This is a genomic window from Bradyrhizobium iriomotense, from assembly GCF_018130765.1.
Classification (GTDB): Bacteria; Pseudomonadota; Alphaproteobacteria; order Rhizobiales; family Xanthobacteraceae; genus Bradyrhizobium; species Bradyrhizobium iriomotense_A.
Genome location: NZ_JAFCJZ010000003.1, coordinates 455,670 through 467,990 on the forward strand (window position 1 = coordinate 455,670; position 12,321 = coordinate 467,990).

Sequence of the window (12,321 nt, forward strand, 5' to 3'; positions counted from 1 at the left end):
CTTGTCATTCCGGGGCGATGCGTAGCATCGAGCCCGGAATCCATTTGGCCGCAGAGTCTGTTGTGGAATGGATTCCGGGCTCGCGCTTCGCGCGCCCCGGAATGACAGTGGTTGGAGCTAGTAATGAACGAAGTCTGGAAGAAGCCGCCGATTACGCTCGAGGCCTATCAGGCCATGGTCGGCAAGGAGATCGGCGTGTCCTCATGGCACCTGATCGATCAGCCCCGCATCGACACCTATGCCGACGTGATCGAGGATCACCAGTTCATCCACGTCGATCCGGAACGCGCGAAGAAGGAAACCGCCTTCGGCACCACCATCGCGCACGGTTTTCTCACGATGTCGCTGCTGTCGATCATGTCCTATGAGGTGATGCCTGTGATCGCGGGCACCACGATGGGCGTGAACTACGGCTTCGACAAGCTGCGCTTCATCTCGCCGGTGCGTTCTGGAAAACGCGTCCGCGGCCGCTTCGTGCTGGCGGAAGCCAAGCTGCGCAAGCCCAACGAGCTGCAATCCCGCACCAACGTCACGGTGGAGATTGAAGGCGAGGACAAGCCCGCACTGGTCGCCGACTGGCTCGGCCTGATCTATTTCGCGTAAACGCCGCCCGTCATGGACGGGCTTGACCCGGCCATCCATCGCTGCTCAAAAGCTGACGAATTCTCGAGGTTCTCACCCTCTCCCCTTGTGGGAGAGGGTGGCTTCGCGAAGCGAAGCCGGGTGAGGGGTCTCTCTCCACGAACTCGGCTGCCGCGAGATACCCCTCATCCGGCGCCGTAGCCGACGCTACGCGTCGGCGTCCATTTTAGGTACGGCGGCCGTAGGCCGCCTATGCCACCTTCTCCCACAAGGGGAGAAGGAAGAAGAAGCAGGAATTATACTCATGGCAATCAGGTTCGACGGACGCGTCGCCATCGTTACCGGCGCAGGCAATGGTCTCGGACGCGCGCATGCGTTGGGGCTGGCGAGCCGCGGCGCCAAGGTCGTGGTCAACGATTTCGGCGGCGCGCGTGACGGCACCGGTGGTTCGCTGTCGCCGGCGGAAGCCGTGGTCGAGGAGATCCGCAAGGCCGGCGGCACCGCGATGGCCGACGGCGCGGACGTCTCCAATTTCGAGCAGGTCACCGCCATGGTCGAGCGCGCCACCAGGGAGTGGGGCAGTGTGGACCTCTTGTGCGCCAATGCCGGCATTCTGCGCGACAAATCGTTCGGCAAGATGGAAGCCGCCGATTTCCAGAAGGTGCTCGACGTGCATCTCGTCGGCACCTTCTATTGCTGCAAGGCGGCCTGGGCCGGCATGCGCGACCGCAACTACGGCCGCATCGTGCTGACGACGTCGTCCTCCGGCCTCTACGGCAATTTCGGCCAGGCCAATTACGGCGCGGCGAAATCGGGCATGGTCGGCCTGATGAACGTGCTCGCCGAGGAAGGCCGCAAGACCAACATCCGCGTCAACATCATCTCGCCGACGGCCGCCACCCGCATGACCGAAGAGCTGCTGCCGCCGCAGGCGCTGCAACTGATGAAGCCGAACGCGATCACGCCGGCGGTCGAGTACATGCTCAGCGAGGACGCACCGACCCGCACCATCATGGGCGCCGGCGCCGGCTCGTTTGCGGTGATCAAGATCGTGGAGAGCGAAGGCATCAACCTGCCGGAGTCCGAATGGACGCCCGACGCGATCGCCGCCCACTTCGCCGAAATCGGCGACATGTCCAAGGCGAAGGCGCTGCAGGGTGCCTTCGAGCAGACGCAGAAGTATGTGGCGCAGGCCGCAGCGCGGGCGGGGATCAAGCTCTGAGTTGTTGTCATTCCGGGGCGCGCGTAGCGCGAACCCGGAATCCATCGTGCTACAGAATCCGCCGCCCAATGGATTCCGGGCTCGCGCCCAAGCGGGCGCGCCCCGGAATGACGCTGTTTTCGGCGCGAGAATCTGGCCTAAACTCTCGCCATGACCACAATCGACAACCACATCGCCGTCATCGGTGCCGGTCCCGCCGGGCTGATGGCAGCGGAGGTGCTGGCGCAAGGCGGTGCCGGTGTCACCGTCTATGACGCCATGCCATCCGCGGGCCGCAAACTCCTGATGGCCGGTCGCGGCGGGCTCAACCTCACCCACAGCGAACCGCTGCCGGATTTCCTCACCCGCTACCGTGAGGCGATGCCGCATTTGCGCGCCGCGGTCGAAGCGTTTCCGCCCGACGCGCTGCGCGACTGGAGTGCGGCGCTTGGGCAGTTGACGTTCGTCGGCAGCAGCGGGCGGGTGTTTCCAAAAACGTTCAAGGCCTCGCCATTGCTCCGCGCCTGGTTGCGGCGGCTGGATGCGACCGGCGTGCAATTCGCATTTCGGCATCGCTGGACCGGATGGGACGAGCAGGGGCGGCTGCTGTTTCAAACACCTGATGGCGCATCGGCCGTAGTCGCTCGCGCCACCGTGCTCGCGCTCGGCGGCGCAAGCTGGCCACGTCTGGGCTCGGACGGCGGCTGGGTCGACATCCTCGCGGCAAAAGGCATTGCCATCTCAAAGCTGCGGCCGGCCAATTCCGGCTTCACGGTCGCATGGTCCGATGTGTTCCGCGACCGTTTCGAAGGCCAGCCGCTCAAGGGCGTGGCGCTGACGATCGGCGCGCACACGGTGCGCGGCGAAGCGGTCATCACTCGCGGCGGCATTGAAGGCGGCGCGATCTATGCGCTGTCGGCCGAGCTGCGCGAGGCGGTGCTGGGGATCGGACAGGCGCGGCTGACGATCGCCTTGCGGCCCGACCTCGATGCCGCGGCTCTGACCACGCGCTTATCAGGCACCCGCGGCAAGCAATCGCTGGCCAACTTCCTGCGCAAGGCAGCGCAACTGTCGCCGGTTGGAATCGGCCTGATGCAGGAAGCCGCTATCGCATCCGGCCGGCCGCTGGCGGCGTTCTCGCCGGCCGAGCTTGCTCAGCTGATCAATGCAGTTCCGGTTCAGCTCAGGGGTGTCGCGCCGATCGACCGCGCGATCTCGACAGCGGGTGGAATAACGTTCGACGAGCTCGACGAGCACTTCATGCTGCGCAAGCTGCCGGGCGTGTTTGTGGCCGGCGAAATGCTGGACTGGGAGGCGCCGACCGGGGGCTATCTGCTCCAGGCGTCGTTCGCGACCGGCGCTGCGGCGGGCAGGGGCGCGCTGGGGTGGTTCGCCCAATCGCAGAAATCGTAGGGTGGGCAAAGGCGCGAAGTGCCGTGCCCACCACCTTTCGCAGTTATCACGAGAAGTCCTGGGCACGCTTCGCTTTGCCCACCCCACGGCAGTTTGCCGCTCGAAGGATGCGCGGGCGCTCCCGCAGCGCCTTACCTCAGCTTCCCGCGTGCGGCCACCGGCAGCGTGCCGATGATCTCCTCGCCGCGCACCATCACCACCTCGTCCATCATGTTGACGACGACGCAGACATGGTTTGGCACGATGCGCACGACGTCGCCGACATTCGGCCGCGTGTTGCTGCGGGACAGGTCGAGGAAGCCATGCTCCTCGGCGAACTTCGCGATTCTAGCCTCGGGGTGCTCCAGGATCAGGCCGTGGCCATCGAGGCCGCCGGTGTCCGTCGTCAGCGTCTTCGAGCCGGCGTCCAAAATGCCGCGCTCGGGCGCAGCGCGGCTCACAACGGTCGAATAGATGTGCAGCGCGCAGTCGTCCCAGGTGGCGGAGCCGGCCGCGACCTGCATGCGGTCGTTGTAGATGTAGGTACCGAAGCGATGCTCGGTGCCGCCCTTGAGCTTGCCGATGTTGACGAGGTTCGGCGTGCCGCCGGTCGAGACGATCTTGGCATCGAGCCCATGCGCGCGCACGCCGGCCAGCGCTTCGTCGTAAAACTTCTGCGCATCAGCCCAGCCGGTCTCGGTCGGGTACAGCATGAAGCCGGCGAACTGCAGTCCCTTGGACACAGCGATCTCGCGCGCCAGCGCGATCGCCTCGGCCGGCGTCTCGACACCCGCGCGCTTGCGGCCCGTGTCGCATTCGACCACGACCGAGAGTGGACGGCCGGAGGCCGCAGCGGCCTTGGGCAGGCCGGCGACGACGGTCGAATTGTCGGCCGCGACCGTCATGTTCGCCTTCGCCTGCAGCGCGCCGAGCCGCGCCATCTTCTCGTCGCCGAGCAGATTGTAGCTGATCAGGATGTCGTCGATGCCGGCATTGGCCATGATCTCGGCCTCGCCGAGCTTCTGGCAGGTGATGCCTTTCGCTCCAGCCGCGACCTGCATCTTGGCGATGGTCGGGTTCTTGTGCGTCTTGATGTGGGGGCGGTTGGCGATGCCGGCGTCGTCGCAGGCCTTCTGGATCCGCGCGATGTTGCGCTCGACCCTGTCCATGTCGATGACAGCGCAGGGCGTGCCGTATTCGCGGGCGATTTTGGCGGCGAGGGCAGTTGTCATGGGAGTCCTTTAGTTGGCGCGCATTCTGATCGCAAAACCGGTACCCACTTTTGCGGAATGCGCGCTAGGCCTGTTCTATTTCTTCGCGGAGCATTTCAAGTTCGAGCCAGCGCTCTTCGGCGGTAGACAGTTCTTCGTGCGCCTTGGCGATCGCGGCCGACGTATCGTCGAATTTCTTCCGATCTTTCGCATAGAGATTGGGATCGTCGAGCACGCGCTGCAATTTTGCAATATCGGCGTGAAGCGTTTCCATCTTCTTCGGCAGCGTTTCCAGCGCGTGCTTCTCGTTGAAGCTCAGCTTCCGCTTCGGCGCCGACGCTGGAGTAGCGGCGCGCTCCTCTTTCTTCTCCGCAGGAGCTTGCGTCTTCGCCGTCTCGCGCTTGAGGTCCGCACCGCGCTGCGCCAGCATGTCGCTGTAGCCGCCGGCATATTCGATCCATTTGCCGTTGCCTTCAGGCGCGATCACCGAGGTGACGACGCGGTCGAGGAAGTCGCGGTCATGGCTGATCAGGATGACGGTGCCTTCGTAGTCGCCGAGCATCTCCTCGAGCACGTCGAGCGTCTCCAGGTCGAGATCGTTGGTCGGCTCGTCCAGCACCAGAAGGTTCGACGGTTTCGCCAGCGCGCGCGCCAGCATCAGCCGGCCGCGCTCGCCGCCGGAGAGCACCTCCACCGGCGTGCCGCGCTGCTCCTGGCCGAACAGGAAGTCCTTCATGTAGCCGACCACGTGCTTCGGCTTGCCGCCGACCATGATCTGATCGCCACGGCCGCCGGTCAGGGCCTCGGCCAGCGTCGACTTGGGATCGAGGCTTTCCCGGTGCTGGTCGAGCGTGGCCGTCTCCAGATTGGCCCCTAACCGCACGATGCCGGAATCCGGCTGCGCGCCGCCGGTGAGCAGATTGACCAGCGTGGTCTTGCCGGCGCCGTTCGGGCCGATGATGCCGAGCCGGTCGCCGCGCTGGATACGCGTCGAGAAATTCTCGACGATTTTTCTCTCGCCATAGGCCTTGGTGATGCCCTTGGCCTCGATCACCAGCTTGCCGGATTGCTCGGCTTCCGCCGCCGCGAGACTAGCGGTGCCGGCCGTGCCGCGGTAGTTGCGCCGTTGGTCGCGCAGCGCATGCAGATTGGCGAGCCGCTTGACGTTGCGCTTGCGCCGGCCCGAGACGCCGTGGCGCAGCCAGTGCTCCTCGTCGACGATCTTGCGGTCCAGCTTGTGCTGGTCGCGCTCTTCTTCCGCGAGCACCTCGTCGCGCCAGCTCTCGAACGAGGCGAAGCCGCGGTCGATCTGCTTGATCTTGCCGCGGTCGAGCCAGGCCGTCGAGCGCGAGAGATTGGTGAGGAAGCGACGGTCGTGGCTGATGATCACCAGCGCGCCGCGGCGGCTGTCCAGTTCCTGTTCCAGCCACTCGATGGTGGAGAGGTCGAGATGGTTGGTGGGTTCGTCCAACAGCAGGATGTCGGGCGAGGGCGCCAGCACGCAAGCGAGCGCGGCGCGACGCGCCTCGCCGCCGGAGAGATTGTGCGGGTTCTCATCTCCGGTGAGGCCAAGCTGCTCGAGGAGATAGCGCGCCTGGTGATGGTCGTCACCCGGCGCGAGCCCGGCTTCGACATAGGCGAGCGTGGTCTTGTGGTCGCCGAAATCCGGCTCCTGCGGCAAATAACGGACGGTCGCGCCGGGCTGCACGAAGCGCGTGCCGCCGTCGGGCTCGACGAGGCCCGCCGCGATTCTGAGCAGCGTCGACTTGCCCGAGCCGTTGCGGCCGATCAGGCAGACGCGCTCGCCTGGCGCGACATTGAGCTCGACGCCCGATAGCAGCGGCGTGCCGCCAAAGGTCAGCGTGATGTCTTTCAGCTGGATCAGCGGCGGCGCCATGATCAGCCCTGGCTCGTCGCGGCTTGATCGGCGCGGCGGCGCTGGATCCGGCGCAGCGTCTGGTCGAGCGCCGAGAGGAAGGCGGAGCGGTCGCGCGGCGCGAACGATCGCGGGCCGCCCGTGACTTCGCCGGCCGAGCGCAGATCCGTCATCAGGTTGCGCACCGCCAGCGTCATCCCGATCGATTCTTCCGTGAACGGTTTTCCGTTCGGCGCGATCACGTCGGCGCCCGCCTTCACGCAGCGGCTCGCCAGCGGAATGTCCGCGGTGATAACGACGTCGCCGGGCCGGGCCCGCTCGGCGATCCAGTCGTCGGCAGCGTCCATGCCGGCGCCGGCCGCGACGCGCTCGATCAACGGGTCCTGCGGCACGCGAATGAAATTGCCGGCGACCACGCTCACGGGCACGCCGTGCCGGATCGCGACGCGATAGATCTCGTCCTTCACCGGACAGGCGTCGGCGTCGACATAGATGCGGGTGGGAGTGTCGGTCATTCCGCCGCGTGGTACCCCATTCGGGCCGCAAAGGCGAGGGGATTGACCGCTGTTCCCCGGCGCCTACGATTGGCCCTGAAACAACAAGAAATTTGGGGAAGCCAGCCATGCCGAACCGGCTCGAAACCTACCGTGTCGAGGCCTACAACACCGCAAAACATTCCGAAAACAAGATGCATGACGACACGGTGGCGCGCCGCTTCGGTTTCGAGGGCGGGCTGGTCCCGGGTGTCGATGTCTTCGCCTATATGATGCATGTTCCGGTGGCGCGCTGGGGCCGCGACTTCCTAAGCCGAGGGCTGGTCGAGGCGCGCTTCATCAAGCCGGTTTATGACGGCGAGGCTGCCGATGTCGACGCCACCGAGCACAATGGCCTGCTGACGATCGAGGTCTTCAGCCGCACCACGCTTTGTGCCACGGGGACGGCGTCGCTGCCGGCAACCGTGCCAGCGGTATCGCTGAGTGATTATGTCGAAGTCCCTGCGGTCGCCGAGCGCAAGCCGGTCAGCCCGGCCATTTCCGAGACGGGCAAATGGCTCGGCACAGAGCCGCGCCGCTGGATAGGGCAGGCCGCCGCGGACTATCTCGCCGACATCAGGGAGACCGACCCGATCTTCGCGCGCGAGCGCCTCGGCCATCCCGGCCTGATCCAGCGGGTCATGAACCGTGTCCTCGTCGATAACACCATTCTGGGCCCGTGGATCCACGTCGGCAGCCGCATGCAGCTGTTGTCGCCGGTACGCGCCGGCGACGAGATCACCGCGCGCGCAAAGGTCACCGCGAACTACGAGAAGAAGGGCCACCGCTTCGTCGACCTCGACGCACTCGTCGTCGCCAACGGCACCACGCCGCTCGCGCACTGCCAGCACACCGCGATCTACCAGCCGCGCGAGCAGGCGGCGGCGTAGCTGTTGGTCGTCATTCCGAGGCGGTCCGTCAGGACCGAACCCGGAATCTCGAGGTTCTCAGGTGCGCAATTGCGCACCATAGTTCGATGCTTCGCATCGCCCCGGAACGACAAACACGACATTACGCCGCCTGGCCCTTCGCGTCGTGGATCGCCCGCCACACCCGTTCCGGCGTCAGCGGCATGTCGATGTGCTTGATGCCGTAGTCGGAGAGGGCATCGAGCACCGCGTTCACCACGGTCGACAGGCTGCCGGCGCAGCCGGCTTCGCCGCAGCCCTTGCTGCCGAGCGGATTGGTCGTGGCCGGCACAGGGTGGTCGCCGACCGTCATGAACGGCACGTCCTCGGCGCGCGGCAGGGCGTAGTCCATCAGCGAGCCCGTGATCGGCTGGCCGCTCTCGTCGTAGCGGATGTGCTCCATCAGCGCCTGGCCGATGCCCTGGACCACGCCGCCATGCAGCTGGCCCGCGATCAGCAGCGGGTTGATCACCGTGCCGAAATCGTTGACCGCGCTGTAGCGCACGATCTGCACCACGCCGGTATCAGGATCGATCTCGACCTCGGCGACATGGCAGCCGTTCGGGAACGCGGAGGCGACCGGCTCGCTGGTGTGGTCGACGTCGAGGCTGTCGGGCACGCCATCCGGCACCTTGCCGTCATGCAGCTTCTTGGCGAGCTCCATGATGTCGATGCTGCGGTCGGTACCGGCGATCGTGAAGCTGCCGTCAGCGAACTCGATGTCGGCCTCGGACGCTTCGAGCATATGCGCGGCGGCACGCTTGCCCTTTTCGATGACGAGCTTTGCGGCCCCCACGATGGCCTGGCCGCTGGCGGTGATCGAGCGCGAGCCGCCGGTGCCGTTACCGGTGTGGACGATGTCGCTGTCGCCCTGCACCAGCTTCACGCTCTCGAAGGGCACGCCCAGCTGCTCGCACAGCACCTGCGCGAACGGCGTGGCATGGCCCTGGCCATAATCGAGCGTGCCGGTAATGAGCTGCACGGTGCCGTCAGCATCGAACACGATCTTGCCGAGCTCGGGGCTCGGCGGCGCGGTGACCTCGAGATAGGAGCCGACGGCGATGCCGCGCAGCTTGCCGGCCTTCTTGCTCTCCTTCTTGCGCTTGGCAAAATTCTCGTGGTCGGAGATGTCGAGCGCCTTGTTGAACACGGCCTGGAAGTCGCCGCTGTCATAGGTGACGCCGGAGGAGGCCGGGAACGGCATCTGGTTCGGCTTGATGAAGTTGCGCTTGCGCAAGGTCAGCCGGTTGATGCCCATCTCGTCGGCGGCGCGGTCGATCAGCCGCTCCATGTAGTAGTTCGCCTCGGGCCGGCCGGCGCCGCGATAGGCGCCCATCAGTGTGGTGTTGGTGAGCACCGTCTTGATGTCGACGCCCATCAGCGGCGTACGGTAGACGCTGGAAAAATTCTTGCCGGTGTTGAGCGAAAGCGGCCCCGGCGCAACGCCGGTGATATAGGCGCCGAGATTGCCGTAGCCGGACAGCTTTGCCGCAAGGAAGTGCCCTTCGGCATCGAGCGCGAGCTCGGCATGGATCTTCTGCGCGCGGCCGTGGCTGTCAGAGAGGAAGCTGGTGGAGCGCTCGTCGAGCCACTTCACCGGGCGTCCCAGTACCTTCGCCGCGTACAGGATGCACATGTATTCGGGATAGTTGATGTTCTTCATGCCGAAGGAGCCGCCGACATTGGCGGTGAGGATGCGCACCTTATCGTTCGGCACTTTCAGGTTCTTGGCGAGGTTGGCGCGGTTGCCCGCAACGCCCTGCGTCGGCACCTGAAGCGTGTAGCGCTCGGTCTTCTTGTCGTAGGAGGCGAGCCCAACGCGCGGCTCCATCGAGACCACGGCGACGCGGGTGTTCTCGATGTCGATCTTGGTGACGTGGGCGGCGCCGGCAAAGGCCGCATTGACCTTGTCCATGTCGCCATAGTGGTAGTCGAGGGCGACATTGTTCGGGATGTGGTCGTAAAGCTGCGGCGCGCCAGGCTGGGCGGCTTCCTCGGGATCGGTCACCGCGGGCAGCGGCTCGATGTCGAGTTCGACCGCCTCGGCCGCGTCGCGCGCCTGGGCCAGGGTCTCCGCCACCACGAAGGCGACGGGATCGCCGACGAAGCGGACCTTGTCGGTCGCCAGCGGCTGGCGGTTGGTCTGGAGCAGGGGCGAGCCGTCACGGCTCTTCAGCGGCAGGCCGCAGGTGAAGGGGCCATAGCCGGCGGCGTCGAGGTCCTTGCCGGTCCACACCCCCAGCACGCCCGGCATCGCCCTGGCGCCGTCGATACCGATGCCGCGGATGACGCCATGGGCATGGGTCGAGCGGACCACCACGGCATAGGCCTGGTCGGGCAGGTTGAAATCGTCGGTGTAGCGGCCCTTGCCGCGCACCAGGGTGTCGTCCTCCTTGCGGCGGACGGGCTGGCCGACACCGTATTTTTGCAGTGCAATAGCGTTTTCGAGCGTGGACGATTTGGTGTGTTCTTGCATGGAATCGACCTGAAAAGCCGGCAATTGCGCGATTTCGCGGGCGCCTGGAGGGGGGCCGGACCCCTCCTCAGATAACCCACGGACCCGTTCACGACAACGCACGAATGGGCATGGTCCTATGTGATGCGTTGTTGCGCAGGCCTGCCGCGCTGCTAATGTTTCAGGCGAAAAAGCAATTCCAGATCGGCCCGACCGGCCGCGGAAAGACAGTTTGTATGAATGACCACACGCGGCTCCGCGACGGCCTTGTGCCGCACGGTGAGCTGGAGGGGTCGATGGCGGCGGTGGCGTTGGCCACCGGACCGGCCGTCCCCGCGCAAGTGGCCGGAACCGGCGTCTATGCGGCGCTGGACCTTGGCACCAACAATTGCAGGCTGCTGATCGCCTGTCCGACCCAGGACGGCTTTCGCGTGGTCGATTCCTTCTCGCGCATCATCCGGCTTGGCGAGGGGGTCTCGGCGACCGGCTCGATCAGCGAGGCCGCGATCGAGCGCGCCATCGCGGCGCTCAGCATCTGCCGCGACAAGATCAATCTGCGCAAGGCGCGGCGGTTGCGGCTGATCGCCACCGAAGCCTGCCGCGCGGCCTCGAACGCGGAGGGGTTCCGCAGCCGCGTCGCGGCGGAGACCGGGATCGAGCTCGAGGTGATCGACCGCGAGACCGAGGCTTCGCTCGCCGTGCTTGGCTGCTCGCCGCTGGTCGACCCCAGGGGCAGGGGCGCGATCCTGTTCGACATCGGCGGCGGCTCGACCGAACTGGTGCGGATCGAGCGCGACCCCACCAATCCGGAGCCGCGCATCAAAGCCTGGATGTCGATCCCCTATGGCGTGGTCACGCTCGCCGAACAGTTCGGCGGCCGCGACGTGACGCCGGAGATCTATGCCGCGATGGAGCGCGAGGTCGCCAGCCACGTCACGCCGTTCGCCGAGGTGCATGGCCGCGATCTCACTGAGATGCATCTGCTCGGCACCTCGGGTACGGTGACGACGCTCGCCGGCATCCATCTCAATCTGGCGCGCTACGACCGCCGCCGCATCGACAGCATCTGGATGAACGATTCCGATATCACCGCGACCATCAACAAGCTGCTCGGCATGAGCTACGAGGAGCGCGCGAACAACAGCTGCATCAGCGTCGAGCGCGCCGACCTCGTGCTGGCCGGCTGCGCGATCCTCGATGCCATCCGCCACGCCTTTCCGCTGCCGCGCCTGCGCGTCGCCGACCGGGGCCTGCGCGAGGGCATGCTGGTCGAGATGATGCGCGAGGACGGCGCGCTCAGGAGCTGGTGAGATGGCGAAAGACACCACCGGCCGCTTGCACGTCCAGGTCAAGACCGGCGGCAAGCGCAAGCTGTCGTCGAAGCTGTGGCTGGAGCGGCAGCTCAACGATCCCTATGTCGCGAAAGCCAAGGCGGCGGGCTATCGCTCGCGCGCCGCGTTCAAGCTGCTGGAGATGGACGACAAGTTTCGGCTTCTGAAGCCCGGCATGGCCGTGGTCGACCTTGGCGCAGCGCCCGGCGGCTGGAGCCAGATCGCCGCCAAGCGCGTCGGCTCGGTGGAGGGCAAGGGCAAGGTCGTCGCCATCGACTTGTTGGAGATGCCCGAGATTCCCGGCGTCGATTTCGCGCAGCTCGACTTCATGGACAATGACGCGCCCGAAAAGCTCACCGCGATGCTTGGTGGCGGCGCCGACGTCGTGATGTCCGACATGGCCGCCAACACGACAGGTCACCGCAAGACCGACCAGCTCCGCATCGTCGGCCTCGTCGAGACCGCGGCGGCGTTTGCCTGCGATGTGCTCAAGCCCGGCGGCACGTTCCTTGCCAAGACGTTCCAGAGCGGCGCCGACGCCGATCTGCTGGCCCAGCTCAAGCGCGATTTCGCAACCGTGCGCCACGTCAAGCCGGCCGCGAGCCGGCAGGATTCGTCGGAGCGATACGTGCTGGCGACGGGATTTCGCGGCGGGTAGCACAGACTCCACCGTCGTCCCGGACAAGCGCAGCTCTAGACAACGCGGAGCGTTGTCTAGAGTGGAGCGCAGATCCGGGACCCATAGCCACAGGGAGAAGTGGCTAGAGGGACTCGGAGTTGCCGCCTTCGCCCCAAACTCCACCCTGTGGTTATGGGTCCCGGATCAGCGCGC

General features: G+C 66.0%; 10 protein-coding genes. 6 read left to right on the top strand and 4 right to left on the bottom strand.

Translation table 11 applies throughout. From position 1 onward, the window contains the following. Positions 1–123 precede the first annotated feature (123 nt). From JQ635_RS08365 to JQ635_RS08375, 3 genes are all read left to right on the top strand, one after another. Positions 124–603 (top strand): MaoC family dehydratase, encoded by a 480-nt coding sequence (locus tag JQ635_RS08365; protein ID WP_211409380.1) that lies wholly within the window; start codon positions 124–126, stop codon positions 601–603. A 283-nt stretch (positions 604–886) separates the two neighbouring features. After that, complete coding sequence (locus tag JQ635_RS08370) at positions 887–1,804, top strand: SDR family NAD(P)-dependent oxidoreductase (protein ID WP_211409381.1); 918 nt, start codon at positions 887–889, stop codon at positions 1,802–1,804. A 150-nt stretch (positions 1,805–1,954) separates the two neighbouring features. Beyond that, on the top strand, positions 1,955–3,196 hold the full coding sequence (locus tag JQ635_RS08375; RefSeq protein WP_211409382.1) for an NAD(P)/FAD-dependent oxidoreductase: 1,242 nt from the start codon (positions 1,955–1,957) through the stop codon (positions 3,194–3,196). Between the two features lie 131 nt (positions 3,197–3,327). On the opposite strand, the gene JQ635_RS08380 is transcribed toward JQ635_RS08375, so the two are convergent. From JQ635_RS08380 to JQ635_RS08390, 3 genes are all read right to left on the bottom strand, one after another. Beyond that, positions 3,328–4,407, bottom strand: coding sequence for a D-TA family PLP-dependent enzyme (locus tag JQ635_RS08380; protein WP_211409383.1), 1,080 nt, complete (start codon positions 4,405–4,407; stop codon positions 3,328–3,330). Positions 4,408–4,471: 64 nt separating this feature from the next. Beyond that, on the bottom strand, positions 4,472–6,283 hold the full coding sequence (locus JQ635_RS08385) for an ABC-F family ATP-binding cassette domain-containing protein (RefSeq protein WP_211409384.1): 1,812 nt from the start codon (positions 6,281–6,283) through the stop codon (positions 4,472–4,474). A gap of 2 nt (positions 6,284–6,285) precedes the next feature. Next, positions 6,286–6,777, bottom strand: a complete 492-nt coding sequence (locus JQ635_RS08390) for a YaiI/YqxD family protein (RefSeq protein ID WP_211409385.1) — start codon at positions 6,775–6,777, stop codon at positions 6,286–6,288. 107 nt (positions 6,778–6,884) lie between these two features. Between JQ635_RS08390 and JQ635_RS08395 the strand changes: the two genes are divergently transcribed. Further along, on the top strand, positions 6,885–7,685 hold the full coding sequence (locus tag JQ635_RS08395) for a MaoC family dehydratase (RefSeq protein WP_211409386.1): 801 nt from the start codon (positions 6,885–6,887) through the stop codon (positions 7,683–7,685). Positions 7,686–7,806: 121 nt separating this feature from the next. On the opposite strand, the gene JQ635_RS08400 is transcribed toward JQ635_RS08395, so the two are convergent. Continuing rightward, complete coding sequence (locus JQ635_RS08400) at positions 7,807–10,179, bottom strand: xanthine dehydrogenase family protein molybdopterin-binding subunit (protein WP_211409387.1); 2,373 nt, start codon at positions 10,177–10,179, stop codon at positions 7,807–7,809. A 215-nt stretch (positions 10,180–10,394) separates the two neighbouring features. On the opposite strand from JQ635_RS08400, the gene JQ635_RS08405 reads away from it, so the two are divergent. Both JQ635_RS08405 and JQ635_RS08410 read left to right on the top strand, forming a co-directional pair. Continuing rightward, the gene (locus JQ635_RS08405; protein ID WP_211409388.1) at positions 10,395–11,468 is read left to right on the top strand and encodes a Ppx/GppA phosphatase family protein; all 1,074 of its coding nucleotides are present in this window, start codon (positions 10,395–10,397) and stop codon (positions 11,466–11,468) included. 1 nt (position 11,469) lies between these two features. Further along, entirely contained in the window at positions 11,470–12,147 is a 678-nt protein-coding gene (locus JQ635_RS08410) for an RlmE family RNA methyltransferase (RefSeq protein WP_211409389.1), read from the top strand. Positions 12,148–12,321 lie beyond the last annotated feature (174 nt).